This is a genomic window from Roseovarius indicus, assembly GCF_008728195.1.
GTDB classification, from domain to species: domain Bacteria; phylum Pseudomonadota; class Alphaproteobacteria; order Rhodobacterales; family Rhodobacteraceae; genus Roseovarius; species Roseovarius indicus.
The window spans coordinates 149,872-164,368 of sequence record NZ_CP031598.1 but is presented as its reverse complement, the minus strand read 5'-3'; the positions used below and the strand labels follow the sequence as shown (position 1 = coordinate 164,368).

The window sequence follows — 14,497 nt, the reverse complement described above, 5'->3', positions numbered from 1 at the left end:
GGCAGACTTCGTTCGACACACTCGATTTTCAGGAATTCCGGTCGGCAGCCCGGCTCAGGCCAGCAGCCCGCCGTCGCTGTCGTCGCCCGCCTCTTCCATCAGGCGGTTGAAATCCGGCACCGTCACGTGCCGCTTGCCTTCCAGCACGATCACCCCGTCCTTGCGCAGCGCCGAGATCTGGCGGCTCACCGTCTCCAGTGTCAGGCCAAGGTAATCCGCCATCGCCTCCCGCGTCAGCGGCAGGTCGAACACCATGGGTCCGGCCGTCTTGCCGAAGGTCAGCGAGGCATCCCGCCGCGCGATGATCGACAGCAGCGAGGCAATCTTCTCCCGCGCCGTCTTCCGGCCCAGCACCAGCATCCATTCGCGCGCGGCATCCAGCTCGTCGAGCGTCATCTCAAGCAGTCTCTGCGCGATGTGCGGCGTGACCACCATCATTTCCTCGAACGGCTTCCGGCGGAAACAACACATCACCATCTCCGAGGTCGCCACCACGTCATAGGTCGCCGTTTCGCGCCCGGGCCGACCGACGAAATCGCTTGGCAGCAGAAGGCCCACCATCTGCGTGCGCCCATCTTCCATCGTCTGCGTCAGCGTCGCGATTCCCGAGACCACCGAGCCCACGAAATCCATCTTGTCGCCGGCCCAGATCACCGTCTGGCCGGCCTCGAAGCTGCGGTAATACTTGATCTTGTCGAGCCGATCCAATTCCTCCGACTCGCACCGTGCGCACACGGCACGGTGGCGAATAGGGCAATCCCCGCAATCTCTGGGGATCACTTTGGCGGTTTCATTAAGCATGGGCGCTCACACTCAACAAAGGTTGATCTGCGTCAAAGATGAGTTCTCTGACTGCGCCTAAGGGTAATTGCATGGCTACGAAATCACAACTGGGCAAACTGGGTCTTTTTGACGCCAAAGTGCCGCGCTACACAAGTTACCCGACGGCACCCCATTTCGGGCGCGACGTCGGGTCGGATCAGTTCGCGAACTGGATCGGCGACATCGCGCCGGGAGCGAAGATTTCGCTCTACGTCCACGTGCCCTTCTGCCGGCGGCTCTGCTGGTTCTGCGCCTGCCGCACACAGGGCACACAGACGGACAAGCCCGTCGCGGCCTATCTCGAAACGCTGCAGGCCGAGCTTCGCCTGCTCGCCGATCACCTGCCCGAGGGTGTGCAGCTTTCACGCCTGCATTGGGGCGGCGGAACGCCTACGCTGCTGTCTCCCCAGATGATGGAAGACCTCGCCGGCGCCATCAAGGATGTCGCCCCCTTCTCCGACGAGACCGAGTTCTCGGTCGAGATCGACCCGAACGAGATCGACCCCGCAAGGCTCGACGCGCTCGCCCGCGCCGGCATGAACCGCGCCTCGATCGGCGTGCAGGATTTCGACCCCAACATCCAGGCCACCATCGGCCGCATGCAAAGCTATGACATCACCCGCGACGCAGTCGACGAAATCCGGGCACGCGGCGTGGCCTCGCTCAACGCCGATATCCTCTACGGCCTGCCGCACCAGTCGAAGGCCCGGATCACCGAGAGCGTCCAGAAGCTCCTGTCGCTCAACCCCGACCGCGTAGCGCTCTACGGCTATGCCCACGTGCCGTGGATGGCAAAGCGCCAACAGATGATCCCGTCAGACGCCCTGCCGACACCGCAGGAACGGTTGGAGCTTTTCGACACGGCCCGCCGCCTCTTCCTGTGGGATCACTACGACGAAATCGGCATCGACCACTTCGCCACCAAGGATGACGGGTTGTCGATCGCCAGGAAAACCGGCCGCCTGCGCCGCAACTTCCAGGGCTACACCGACGACACGGCCGACGTGCTGATCGGCGTCGGGGCCTCGTCGATCTCGCGCTTCCCGCAAGGCTACGCCCAGAACGCCCCGGCCACCGGCGCGCATACCGCCGCCATCCGCGACGGGCGCTTTTCCACGGCGCGCGGCCACGTCTTCACTTCCGACGACCTGATGCGCGGCCGGATGATCGAACAGCTGATGTGCGAATTCCGCATCGACGCCGCCGAAATCCGTGATCGCTTCGGCATCTCGGCCACGGCGCTCTCCTCGATGCTGCAGCAGATCAACCGCGATTTCGACAACCTGCTCGACGTCGGCCCCAACGGGATGTCGATTCCGATGGAGGCCCGCCCGCTCACCCGGATGGTCGCCCGCAACCTCGACGCCTACGAGCTCGACAAGGCTGGCCACAGCTCCGCCATCTGAAGCTTGATCCATACGCCCCGGGCCTCACCCGGGGCCTCTTCCCTCAGGCCGGCACCGACGCCTTGAGGTCCAGCGCCGCATGCAGCAGCGTCTTGGCATAGGCCGTCTTCGGATTGTCGAAAATCTCCTGCGCCGGCCCGTATTCGACGATATCACCGTCCTTCATCACCGCCACCTCGTGGCTCATGGCGCGCACCACGTTCAGGTCATGGCTGATGAAGAGGTAGGCCAGCCCGTATTTCTCCTGCAGCCGCCGCAACAGGTCGACGATCTGCACCTGCACCGTCATGTCGAGCGCACTTGTCGGCTCGTCCAGCACCACCATCTTCGGCCGCAGGATCATCGCCCTGGCAATGGCGATCCGCTGCCTCTGCCCGCCGGAAAACTCGTGCGGGTACCGGTCCATCGTGGCGGGGTTGAGGTCGACCTCCTCCATCACCTCGGCCACCAGCTCGCGCGGCGAGCGGCCATCGGGGTTGCCATGCACACCCAGCCCTTCGCAGATGATCTGCTCGCAGGTCATCCGCGGGCTCAGGCTTCCGAACGGGTCCTGGAACACGATCTGCATATCCGCCCGATGCTTGCGCAGCTGCTTTGTCGACCAGCCGCGCACATCCTCGCCGTCGAAGGTGATCCGGCCCTCGGACGAGGCCAGCCGCATCACCGCCATTGCCAGCGTCGTCTTGCCCGACCCGCTTTCGCCGACGATACCCAGCGTCTCGCCCGCGCGCACCTTGATGGTGGCGTCGTTCACGGCCTTGATGTGGCCCGTCGTCCGCCGCAGGAACCCCCGCTGAATGGGAAACCAAACGCGAAGGCCCTCTGTCTCGATCATGGTCCGCGCGCCTTCCGGCACCGGCACAGGCCCGCCCGTCGCCCGCGCACCAAGAAGCTTCTGCGTATAGGCATGCTGCGGATTGGCGAAGATTTCCTTCGTCGGCCCCGCTTCCACGATCTCGCCATCCTTCATGACACAGACCTTGTCGGCGATCCGCTCAACGATCTGAAGGTCGTGGGTAATGAACAACAGGCCCATCCCCTCGTCCCGCTTGATCCTGGCCAGAAGTTCCAGGATCTGCGCCTGGATCGTTACGTCCAGCGCCGTGGTCGGCTCGTCGGCAATCAGGATGTCGGGCTTGTTGGCCAACGCCATGGCAATCATCACCCGCTGTCGCTGCCCGCCGGACAGCTGGTGCGGATAGTCCTTCAGCCGGCTTTCCGGATTGCGGATACCAACCATGCCCAGCAGTTCGATGATCCGGTCGCGCGCCGCCTCTCCGACGACCGCCTGGTGCAGCTCAAGGCTTTCCCGGATCTGCTTTTCCAGCGTGTGCAGCGGGTTGAGGCTGGTCATCGGCTCCTGGAAGATGAAGCTGATATCGTTGCCCCGCACATCCCGCAGCCGCTTGTCCGACGCGCCGATCATCTCCTGCCCGTCATAGGTGACACTGCCCCCAACCCGGGCCGAGGCGCCCAACAGCGACACGGTCGACAGGGCGGTCACCGACTTGCCCGATCCGCTTTCGCCCACCAGCGCCACGGTCTCGCCCCGGCCCACCGAGAACGAAACGCCCTTCACGGCCTGGATGGTCTTGCCATCCTGGGAAAAGCTGACCGTCAGGTCGCGAACATCGAGAACGGCATCGGTCATGTAAAATACGCCCCGAAAAAAAGGATCAGGAACAAGGCGGCAGACCCCGTGGTCAGCGCCATATGCGTGGGCGACGCCTGCCAGCCCTTGCGGCGGCACATCCACGCCGACAGAAGCGCCACGCCCGAAGGGGTCGCGGCCAGCAGCACCGGCACGGCCATCAACAGCGAGAACCCGACACCGTCAGGCGCCGAATCCGCGCCCACCCGAACCCCGGCCAACCAAACCGCCGCCGTCAGCATCACCGCGACAATCGCGCCATGCGCCACCAGCGCCAGCACGAATGCCCGGCCCAGCCAGGGTGAGGCGACAGCCGGGCTCATTCGAAGGTCTTCCTCGGGTCGAACGCATCGCGCACGCCCTCGAAGATGAAAACCAGCAGCGACAGCATGATCGCGAAGGCGAAAAACGCGGTAAAGGCCAGCCACGGCGCCTGCAGGTTCTGCTTGGCCTGCAGGGTCATCTCGCCCAGGCTCGGCGCCGACGAGGGCAGCCCGAAACCAAGGAAATCGAGCGCCGCCAGCGTGCCGATCGTGCCCGTCACGATGAACGGCAGCAGCGTCAGCGTCGCCACCATCGCGTTGGGCAGCATGTGGCGGAACATGATCGTCAGGTTCCCCACCCCCAGCGCCTTGGCGGCGCGCACATATTCAAGGTTCCGCGCCCTGAGGAATTCGGCCCTGACCACGCCCACCAGCGCCATCCAGCCGAAGAACACCATGATCGCCACCAGCAGCCAGAAACTTCGTGGCAGGATCGCGAACAGGATGATGATTACGTAAAGCTGCGGCGTCGACGACCAGATCTCGATGATCCGCTGGAAAATCAGGTCGGTCAGCCCGCCGAAAAACCCCTGCACGGCGCCGGCGAAAATGCCGATCACGCTGCACAGGAAGGTCACGATCAGGGTGAACAGCACCGACAGCCGGAACCCGTAGATCACCCGTGCCAGCACATCGCGCTTGGTTCCGTCCGTGCCCAGCCAGTTCTGCTCGTTGGGCGGCAGTGGCGCGGCACCGGGGCGGTCCACCGGCGTGTCATAGCTGTAGGGAATCGGCGGCCACAGGGTCCAGCCCTTGCTGATCTCCTCGCCGTCCACGACGCCGTCCTGCGCGTCAGCGATCACCCCCTCGGGGTCGTCGAAACAGGTCTCCAGCCCGCCCGACACAATCAGGCATTCCACCTCCGGATCGGCATAGATCGCCTCGGTCGCGAAATCGCCGCCGAACGCGGTCTCCGGGTAGAACTTGAAGATCGGCGCGTAATACCCGCCATCATACTGCACCAGGATCGGCCGGTCATTGGCCACGAACTCGGCCGGCAGGGTGATCACCATCAGCACCGAGAAGATGATCAGCGACCACAGCGCCCGCTTGTTGCGCTTGAAATTGCGCCAGCGGCGTCGGTTGAGCGGCGACAGCTTCATCCTGCGCCACCCCGCTGCTTCTTCTGGCCGGAAATATCCCGGGGAGCGTTGACGGCCTGCAAGGCATTCAACGTGGGGCAGCGCCCCTCTTCACACCGCGAAGCACACATGGTCCGCATCACCCCTCCCGCGTCTCGAAATCGATCCGCGGGTCGACCAGCACGTAACACAGGTCACTCACGATGTTCACCAGCAGCCCCACCAGCCCGAGCAGGAAGAGCGTGCCGAACATCACCGGGTAATCCCGGCTCAGCGCCGCCTCGAAGCCAAGCCGCCCCAGCCCGTCGAGCGAGAAGATCGTCTCGATCAGAAGGCTGCTGCCGAAAAACACCCCGATGAAAACCGCAGGGAAGCCCGCGATCACGATCAGCATGGCGTTGCGGAAGACGTGACCGTACAGAACCTTCCGCTCGGAAAGCCCCTTGGCCCGCGCGGTCATCACGTAATGCTTCTTGATCTCGTCGAGGAACGAGTTCTTCGTCAGCAGCGTCAGCGTGGCGAAAGACGCGATGGTCGTGGCCAGCACCGGCAGGGTGATGTGCCACAGGTAATCTACAATCTTGCCGAAGAGGCTCAGGTCGGCAAAATTGTCCGAGGTCAGCCCCCGCAGCGGGAAGATCTGCCAGTAACTGCCGCCGGCGAACAGCACCACCAGCATCACGGCGAACAGGAAGCCTGGAATGGCATAGGCGGCAATGATGATACCGCTGGTCCAGCTGTCGAACCGGCTGCCATCGCGCACCGCCTTGCGGATGCCCAGCGGGATCGACACCAGGTAGGCGATCAGCGTCGACCACAGGCCAAGCGTGATACTCACCGGCATTTTCTCGAGCACCAGGTCCGTCACGCTGATCGACCGGAAATAGCTCTCGCCGAAGTCGAACCGCATGTAGTTCCACATCATGTTGATGAACCGTTCCAGCGGCGGCTTGTCCAGCCCGTACTGCGCGTTCAGCTCGTCGATGAACTCCTGCGGCAGACCCCGGGCCCCCATATAGCCCTCGCCCTGGCTCTGTTGCAGGGTGGAATCCTCGGCCCCTCCGGCAAAGGCGCCGAACACGTCGCCTTCCCCCTGCATCTCGGCGATGATCTGCTCGACCGGCCCGCCGGGCACGAACTGCACCAGCACGAAGTTGATGACCATGATGCCGAGCAGCGTCGGGATGATCAGCAGCAGCCTGCGAAGAATATAGGCACCCACGTCAGCAGGCCCTCCGGCGCGGGGTCAGTTTGGCCGCGAATGGGCGTGGGGTCATTTCAGCGCCCCCGACGCCTTAAGCTCCTCGGCCTTCTCTTCGTTGACCCACCAGAAATCCAGCGTGCCCAGCGCATAGGGCGGAATTTCCTCGGGGTGCTCGTACATGTCCCAGAAGGCGACCCAGTGATCGGGCTTGTACCCGTCGGGAATGACGATGAACTCGTGCCGAAGCGCCCGGTCGAGCGCGCGGATCGTCACGTCTTCCTCTTCCTGGCTCTCGGTCATCAGCGATTCCTCGATGATCTTGTCCACCAGCGGGCTGGCCAGCCCGGCGGGGTTGAAGAGGCTATACTCTGCCGCTTCCGAGCCCAACCTTTGCGCCAGTCCGGTCCCGGTGCCCAGAAGGGCCGGATACCCGTCGAAGACAAGGTCGTAATCCCGGTCACGCTCGCGCTTCGAATACTGCGACGAGTCGACCGATTCAAACGTCGCGTCGACGCCCATCGCCTTGAGGTTCACCACGAAGTTCTCGGCGATTGCACGGTCTGTCGGCGAGCCGGACGCGTTGAACAGGAAGTTCAGCTTCATCGTCTGGCCATCGGCGTTGCGCAGCTTGCCGCCGTCACCGACCGACCAGCCCGCTTCCTCGAACAGCTTCAGCGCCTGGCGCAGGTTCTTGCGCGACGTCAGGCGGTCGGGGTCCGACTCGTGCGGTGTCCACGGCTCCTCGGTGAAGATCTCTTCGGGCACCACGTCACCCAGCGATTCAAGGAACGCCAGTTCCTCACCTTCGGGCAGACCCTTTGCTTCCAGCCGTGTTCCATCGGAGTAGGACCGCTGCTGTGCGTAAAGCCCGTAGAGCAGCGACTTGTTCGTCCATTCGAAGTTCAGCGCCAGCGCCACCGCTTCGCGCACCTTCTTGTCCTTCAGCGGCTCGGAACCCAGGTTGAAGACGATCCCGCTCATGTCCGGCGGCATCCCGTCGGGCAGTTCCTCCCGCACCACGTCACCGCGGTTGAGCGCCGGAAAGTCATAGGCGCTGGCCCAGTTCTTCGGGTCCGCTTCCGTCCGGAAGGTCACCTCGCCCGCCTTGAACGCCTCGAAGGCGGCGGTGCTGTCGGCGAAATACTCCAGCCGGATCGTATCGAAATTGTGCCGGCCCTGGTTGATCGGCAGGTCCCAGCCCCAGTAATCCGGGTTGCGCTTGAAGATCACCCGGCGGTTCACGTCCAGATCCTCGATCACGTAAGGCCCCGAGCCCGGCGAAGTCTCCAGCCGGCTCTCATCGAGCTTCGCACCGCTTTCCTCGTACCATTTCTTCGACCACACCGGCACGCTGCCCACCTGGTCGATCAGCGACCGGCGCGAAATGCCGTCGGCGAAGTAGAACTTGATGGTGTGATCGTCGATCACCTCGGCCTTGGGAATGCGCTTGCGCACCGCCTCGGCATAGGATTTCAGCCCCTCGTCCAGCAGCAGGTTATGACTGAACAGCACATCATGGGCAGTCACCGGCGTACCGTCGGAAAACTCCGCCTCGGGGCGCATGTGGAAGATCACCCACGACTTGTCCTCGGGATACTCGATCGTGTGCGCCAGAAGCCCGTACATCTCGTCGAAATCATCCGCCGGAAGCGCACCGCTACCCGCCAGGACCTGGCCCAGCAGGCTTTCATACATCACCGTCGACAACGCCGCGGCGCGACCCTTCCGGGTGTAGGGGTTCATCGAATCAAAGCTGCCCGCCAGCGCGATGGAAATCTCGCCGCCCTTGGGCGCGTCCGGATTGACGTAGTCGAAATGCTCGTAATCCTCGGGATATTTCAGGTCACCGAAGAACGAATAGCCGTGGCTCTTGATGATCTTCTGGTCGCTGTCGTCCTGGGCCAGCGCCATCTGGGCCGCAAGGGCCGCGATACAAAGCCCGGTCAGGGCCGCCGCCATCATTCGCGGGGCAAAGCGCACCGCCCGGGTCCGGCTGTCGTGTCGGATCATTCGTTCGTTCCTCCTGCCGATCTTTGATCTGGCGCCTGTCACTGGCGCAAGGCTAATTGAGCCCGTCGCCGACATTCAAGCGCTGATACACGCGTTTCGCCCCAATATGGGGTCACAAATGAGAAAGGCCACCGTCCCGCCCGGGTCGATGGCCTTTAACGCATGTTTCTGCCGCGTTCAGTTCGCGAGGCTCTCGATATAGGCGACCACGGCGGCGCGGTCGTCCTCGCTTTTCAGACCGGCGAACGACATCTTGTTGCCCGGCACCAGGTCGTTGGAGTTCTCCAGCCACTGGTTCAGGCGGTCTTCGGTCCACTGGCCGCCGAACTCCTCCAGAGCGCTCGAGTAGCGGAAGCCCTCGACGCTGGCGACGTCACGGCCGACCAGGCCAACAAGGTGCGGCCCGACGCGGTTCTGCTCGCTGTCGGCAACGTGGCAGGCCTTGCACTTGCGGAAGACCTTCTCGCCATCGGCCGGGTCGGCAGAAGCGACCATCGAGGCGAACCCGCTTTGCTCTTCCGAAGACCCTTCGTCCGAAGATTGTTCCTCCGAAGCTTCCTCTTCAGCGGCACCCTCATCCGAAGCCCCTTCTTCCGAAGCCTGCTCCTCGGCAGCACCCTCATCCGAAGACCCTTCTTCCGCGGCCTGCTCTTCAGCAGCACCCTCATCCGAAGACCCCTCTTCCGAAGCCTGCTCCTCAGCAGCACCCTCGTCCGAAGACCCCTCTTCCGCGGCCTGCTCCTCGGCAGCGCCCTCGTCAGAAGACCCCTCTTCCGACGCCTGCTCTTCCGAGCTACCTTCATCGGCGGATTGCTCATCACCCTCGGCCGAGGCTTCCTCGGCAGCGGCCTCGTCGCCGCCATCTTCCGAAGACGCTTCCTCGGGCACTTCCATCTCGTAGGTATCGCCATCGGTCTGGTCGAGGAAGGCGATCAGGTTCGCCCGGTCCTCGATGCTACCCAGACCGGAAAAGCCCATCGCCGTGCCCGGCGCATACCCGGCCGGATTTTCCAGGAAGTGGCTCAGGTTTTCCGGCGTCCAGACATCGGCCACGGCCACAAGGCTGCCCGAGTACGAGAACCCGTCAACCGAGCCGACATCGCGCCCGACAACACCGTGCAGGTACGGCCCGGTGCCGTTGTCGCCCTCTTCCAGCGAGTGGCACGCCTTGCATTTGTTGAAAACGCGCTCGCCCTTGCCGGTATCGGCCTCGACGAAAAGCTGGGCAAAGCTCGGCCCGGAATCCGCTTCCGAGTCGCCCTCGCTGCCATCGTCACCGGTTTCGATTACATAACCCTGGGCGTGGTCTTCGCCATGGCCGCCGGCACCGTGGTAGATCAGCTCGGCCGCCCATTTGCCCATAAGGAAAATCAGCAGCGCGCCACAGAGACCGCCGACGATCTTGGTGAATGTCATCGTATCGAACATATGCACGGTTTCCCTTGAATCTCTCGGGCGGTATCTATCCGCTTCCACTACGTCGGCGCAAGGTGTAGTTTGCGCGACCAAACGACCGCACCTCGATCAGGCCGCGGTGAGGGACAGAAACGGACACTGAATGACCAAACGCATTGCCTTTCAGGGCGAGCCGGGTGCCTATTCGCATCAGGCCTGCCGCGAAACCTACCCCGAAATGGAGGCCCTGCCCTTCCGCACCTTCGAAGACGCTATCGAGGCCGTGCGGTCCGGCGAAGCCGACCTCGCAATGCTGCCGGTTGAAAACTCCACTTTCGGGCGCGTGGCCGACATTCACCACCTGCTGCCGGAATCCGGCCTTTTCATCGTGGCGGAAGCCTTCGTACGCGTGCGCATCAACCTGCTCGCGCTGCCCGGCACACCGCTGTCGGAAATCACGCACGCCATGAGCCACACCATGCTTCTGGGGCAATGCCGCGGGTTCCTTGGTGAACACAACATTCACCGCGTCACCGGAGCCGATACCGCCGGATCGGCCCGGCAGGTCGCCGAGGACGGTGACCCGAAGACCGCCGCGCTGGCCAGCGAACTGGCCGGTGAAATCTACGGGCTCGACGTGCTGGCCCGCGATATCGAGGACGAGGGCAACAACACGACCCGCTTCCTTGTCATGTCCCGCGAACCCGACTGGACGCGCCGGGGCGACGACGGAATGATGACCACCTTCGTCTTCCAGGTGCGCAACATCCCCGCCGCGCTCTACAAGGCCATGGGCGGGTTTGCCACGAACGGCGTTAACATGACGAAACTGGAAAGCTACCAGCTTGGCGGCACCTTCTTCGCCACCCAATTCTATGCCGATATCGAGGGCCACCCCGAGGATCCGGCCGTGAAGCTTGCGCTGGAAGAGCTCGATTACTTCACGTCAGAGATCACCATGCTGGGCGTGTACCCCGCCGATCCGAAGCGATACTAGCCACGAACGCACGTTCCGGTCTGCCCGGGACGACCCGGATTATCGTCCCGCCGTGGAACCTCACGGCGCGACGGTCGTTCCCGATTTGGCATAAATCCGAGAAAATCCATTTACTACAATGGATTGACCCCATTTGTCCGCTAAGCACGAATGCGGCGCTCACAACCCTCCTCACGCCGATTTGTCTCTGCGGATGTGCACAGTAACCTCCGCGGCATGAGCCTTTCACAACACGGACGCGCAGACTACCTCCTGTCTCAACCAACGACGGAACACCCCGCCGCTGGGTGACTAGAGAGAAAACCTCGAAAGGAGGACGTTATGAAAACCTTCAATCTGATCGCCGTCGCGACCGCCGCAGCATTGCCCGCCCTTGCCGCCTATTCCGCAACCGGCCCGGCACCGCTGCACGGCCTCGTCATCAAAACCGCTCAAACAGAGAACCTCGACCTTGTCGAACTCAGCGAGCGTGAGCGCGGCACCGACATTGCAGAACTCAGCGAGCGTGAGCGCGGCACCGACACCGCCGAACTGAGCGAGCGGGAACGTGAAACCGACATCGCGGAACTCAGCGAGCGCGAGCGTGAAACAGATATCGCCGAACTCAGCGAGCGCGAACGCGAAACCGACATCGCAGAACTCAGCGAGCGCGAACGCGAAACCGACATCGCAGAACTCAGCGAGCGGGAACGCGAAACCGACATCGCCGAACTCAGCGAACGCGAACGCGAAACCGACATCGCAGAACTCAGCGAGCGGGAACGCGAAACCGACATCGCGGAACTCAGCGAACGGGAACGCGATACCGACATCGCGGAACTCAGCGAACGGGAACGCGAAACCGACATCGCCGAACTGAGCGAAGAAGAGCGCAAACCCGGCATCGCATAAGGCAGTACGCCTGATCGGCCCCGGCCTTAGCGGCCGGGGCCGCAATCTATCGGATCAATCCCGCCAGACGGGGTTCGACCACGCCGCCCGACCGGCGGCATCCAGCACGGTCACCCGCACCCAGGGGCTCCCGGCGAATTTCGCCAGCTTCACCCGCGCCCCGGTCAGCGACCTGCCCGTCTCGCACAGCGCCGCGCTGGCATGGCCCTGAACGATCACCCGTTCCACGGCAGAGCATTCCACCACGATTTCCTTGCCCTCGATCCGAACGTCTCGCAGCTCGGGGCCCTGCGTGGCATAGAAATGCCCCGCCTTCAGCGCCTCCACCAGCGCGTCGGGCTCATTCTTCTCGGCCTTCACCATAACCCAGCCGCCGAACGCGTCGGGCGAGGCAAAATGCGCGTCATCCGTGGCAATCGCGGTCAGCCGCCGGCCCGCCGACAGCATCAGGTCGGCCATGTGCCACCCATCACCACGCCCGGCCTCGACCGCGCAGCCGTGATTGTAGATCTCGACCGCATGCGCCGCCTCGATCGACAGCGCATCCTCGGGTATAAGCCCGCCCCATTGCGGGTGCGCCACGGTCACGAACGCCCCGGCCTCCCTCGCCCGGCGGGCAATCTCCGGCCCGCTTTCCTGCCCCTCGACAGGGCCGAAATGCGGCGCATCGGCCTGGGCGAAATCCGCCGGCAATCCCACGGCCAGGATATGCCAGATTTCACCGTTCCTCATCGCGCCGGAATGCAATTCGGCGCCCAGGATGGTGGTGAAGCCCTCGCCCCGAAACGCCACCGTATCGGCCACCGGATAGCCATAAAGCCCGACAAAATGGTCTGTCAGCGCGATGAAGTCATACCCCTCGGCCCGGTAGCGGCGGCACACCTCTTCAGGCTCCAACCGCCCGTCGGACAGGGTGGAATGCGTGTGCAGGTTGCCGCGGAAGAACCGCCCCGGCGCGGTAAAGGCTGTGGTCATGTCCGGCCTCCGTTCACCGCGCTCGGGCGTACATCCCGTTTGTAACGGTTTTCAGACCGGCTCAGGCCGTCTGCTTGTAGCGCCGTTCGATCTCGTTCGAATAGGCGATCATGCGTTCGTTCATCCGGCTCATGATGCTCTTGCGCGCCAGCTTCAGCGACTGCACCAGAAGCTTCGCCGCCAGGTTCTTCGGCTCGAGGTCGAGGTTCAGCGTCACCCGCGTGCGGGTCTTCGACAGGGCCACCAGCTCCACCACCAGCTTGCCGCCAAGCCCGGTCGACCGTGACGACATCACAAGACCGTTCGGCGGGTCATACTCGGTCAGTTCCATCTCGATCTCGCGGGTCTTGCCACGCAGTTCGAACGCGGCGTCCCACATCATGCCTTCACCCTTGCCCGACATCTTGTCGACCCGCTGCACCTCGGCGCCGCGTCGCATGGCCGCGCGCTCGATGGCCTTGAAGTCCGTCATCTGTTCGAAAACGAATTCGATCGGGGCTTCGATATCTTCCTTGGTGCCTAAGTTCATGCCTGTGCCTTCATCCCTGCAACGTTGCGCGTCGCCTACGCATTTAACACTATTCCAGACGCGCCGCCAATCTCTGCTTGTCGCGTCAATCCATCGTGTCCGCAAGCCAGTTTCTCAGCAGGAAATGCGCAATCGCCCCCTTGCGCGCGGGCAATATTCCGGGGTTCTGGCCCGCGAAGGCGGCCATCACGTCTTCCTTGCTGACCCAGATCGCATCGTCGATCTCCTCGGGGTCGATCCGGATGTCCTCGTCCAGCGCCTCGCCCCGGCAGCCGAACATCAGCGAGCTGGGAAACGCCCAGGGCTGACTGGCGACATAGTCCACCTGCCCGACATGAATTCCGGCCTCCTCGAAAACCTCGCGCCTGACCGCCGCCTCGATCGTCTCGCCCGGCTCCACGAAACCGGCAAGGCAGGAATACATCCCCTCCGGCCAGCCCGGCGACCGTCCCAGGAGCGTGCGATTTCCCCTCGTGATCAGCATGATGACAACCGGGTCGGTTCGCGGGAAATGCTGCCCGCCACAGGCATCGCACGACCGCTGCCAGCCCGACATGATCATCCGGCTTTCGGCCCCGCAACGGGCACAGAACCGGTGGCTCACATGCCAGCCAGCGATCGCCTTGGCCGTCGCGCCCAGTTCCGCGTCCCGTGCCGACAGCCGGGTCATGATACGCCGCAATTCGGCAAAGGCGGTATCGTCGGGAAGGCCGGGATGCTGCTGTAGGCTGGTATCAAGGAACCGGTTGATCTCGGCCTCGTCGAGCGCCTCCGGCACCCAGCCCGAAATGTCCTGCGCCATCAGGAGACGGCCGCTTTCGTCGCGGCCCAACAGAACCGGGGGCATCGTCGCGTCCGCCAGAACCGGATGATCGGCCGGCAGCCGCACGAGCCGCTCGAGTTCCGGGGCATGCACCAGCAGCTTGCCGCGCCACAACAGGATCACCTCTACAGCGCCCTCGGCAACCCGCGCGGCCACCGCCTCGGCATCGCCGCGCAGCTCGGCCGCCCGATCAAGCGCCGATCCTCCGAATGTCACCGTTTCGGCGTGCTTCATGCCGCACCTCCTTTTCTCGGAGGTGCCACGTTCCGGCCGCCCCGGCAAGAGAGCGCGGCAACCCCGGGCCGCCGTTCCCGATCTTCCCCGCAAGATCGGGCGGAAATGCGACATATCGTACAATGTACACATATTGTCAGGCAGTTCTTTACAAC

Annotated in this window: 13 protein-coding genes; 3 read left to right on the top strand and 10 right to left on the bottom strand. The window is 63.7% G+C overall.

Annotated elements, in window-relative coordinates:
• Positions 1–54 precede the first annotated feature (54 nt).
• Complete coding sequence (fnrL, locus tag RIdsm_RS00790) at positions 55–801, bottom strand: transcriptional regulator FnrL (protein ID WP_057821243.1); 747 nt, start codon at positions 799–801, stop codon at positions 55–57.
• A 71-nt stretch (positions 802–872) separates the two neighbouring features.
• Between fnrL and hemN the strand changes: the two genes are divergently transcribed.
• Entirely contained in the window at positions 873–2,228 is a 1,356-nt protein-coding gene (gene hemN, locus RIdsm_RS00785; protein ID WP_057821241.1) for an oxygen-independent coproporphyrinogen III oxidase, read from the top strand.
• Positions 2,229–2,271: 43 nt separating this feature from the next.
• On the opposite strand, the gene RIdsm_RS00780 is transcribed toward hemN, so the two are convergent.
• From RIdsm_RS00780 to RIdsm_RS00755, 6 genes are all read right to left on the bottom strand, one after another.
• Positions 2,272–3,879 carry an ABC transporter ATP-binding protein gene (locus RIdsm_RS00780; protein ID WP_057821239.1) on the bottom strand — a complete coding sequence of 536 codons (1,608 nt, stop codon included), beginning with the start codon at positions 3,877–3,879 and terminating at the stop codon, positions 2,272–2,274.
• Positions 3,876–4,202, bottom strand: a complete 327-nt coding sequence (locus tag RIdsm_RS00775; RefSeq protein ID WP_057821237.1) for a hypothetical protein — start codon at positions 4,200–4,202, stop codon at positions 3,876–3,878. Before RIdsm_RS00775 ends, RIdsm_RS00780 begins: the two co-directional genes overlap by 4 nt.
• On the bottom strand, positions 4,199–5,305 hold the full coding sequence (locus tag RIdsm_RS00770) for an ABC transporter permease (protein WP_057821234.1): 1,107 nt from the start codon (positions 5,303–5,305) through the stop codon (positions 4,199–4,201). Before RIdsm_RS00770 ends, RIdsm_RS00775 begins: the two co-directional genes overlap by 4 nt.
• 118 nt (positions 5,306–5,423) lie before the next feature.
• Positions 5,424–6,506, bottom strand: coding sequence for a microcin C ABC transporter permease YejB (locus RIdsm_RS00765; protein ID WP_057821233.1), 1,083 nt, complete (start codon positions 6,504–6,506; stop codon positions 5,424–5,426).
• Positions 6,507–6,557: 51 nt separating this feature from the next.
• Positions 6,558–8,498 (bottom strand): extracellular solute-binding protein, encoded by a 1,941-nt coding sequence (locus tag RIdsm_RS00760; protein ID WP_057821231.1) that lies wholly within the window; start codon positions 8,496–8,498, stop codon positions 6,558–6,560.
• A 177-nt stretch (positions 8,499–8,675) separates the two neighbouring features.
• Positions 8,676–9,926, bottom strand: coding sequence for a c-type cytochrome (locus tag RIdsm_RS00755; protein ID WP_057821230.1), 1,251 nt, complete (start codon positions 9,924–9,926; stop codon positions 8,676–8,678).
• 130 nt (positions 9,927–10,056) lie between these two features.
• On the opposite strand from RIdsm_RS00755, the gene RIdsm_RS00750 reads away from it, so the two are divergent.
• Complete coding sequence (locus RIdsm_RS00750) at positions 10,057–10,890, top strand: prephenate dehydratase (protein ID WP_057821228.1); 834 nt, start codon at positions 10,057–10,059, stop codon at positions 10,888–10,890.
• 321 nt (positions 10,891–11,211) lie between these two features.
• Positions 11,212–11,781 (top strand): hypothetical protein, encoded by a 570-nt coding sequence (locus RIdsm_RS00745; protein WP_151175210.1) that lies wholly within the window; start codon positions 11,212–11,214, stop codon positions 11,779–11,781.
• A gap of 54 nt (positions 11,782–11,835) precedes the next feature.
• Here the strand turns inward: RIdsm_RS00745 and RIdsm_RS00740 are convergent, their stop codons facing one another.
• The 3 genes from RIdsm_RS00740 to nudC all read right to left on the bottom strand — a co-directional run bounded on the left by RIdsm_RS00740 (position 11,836) and on the right by nudC (position 14,342).
• Positions 11,836–12,756: a PHP domain-containing protein gene (locus RIdsm_RS00740; RefSeq protein ID WP_057817306.1), complete on the bottom strand. Its 921-nt coding sequence runs from the start codon at positions 12,754–12,756 to the stop codon at positions 11,836–11,838.
• A 61-nt stretch (positions 12,757–12,817) separates the two neighbouring features.
• On the bottom strand, positions 12,818–13,285 hold the full coding sequence (locus tag RIdsm_RS00735; protein ID WP_057817309.1) for an SRPBCC family protein: 468 nt from the start codon (positions 13,283–13,285) through the stop codon (positions 12,818–12,820).
• An 85-nt stretch (positions 13,286–13,370) separates the two neighbouring features.
• A complete protein-coding gene (gene nudC / locus RIdsm_RS00730) occupies positions 13,371–14,342 on the bottom strand; it encodes an NAD(+) diphosphatase (RefSeq protein WP_057817311.1) in 972 nt (323 codons plus the stop codon).
• Positions 14,343–14,497: the final 155 nt, after the last annotated feature.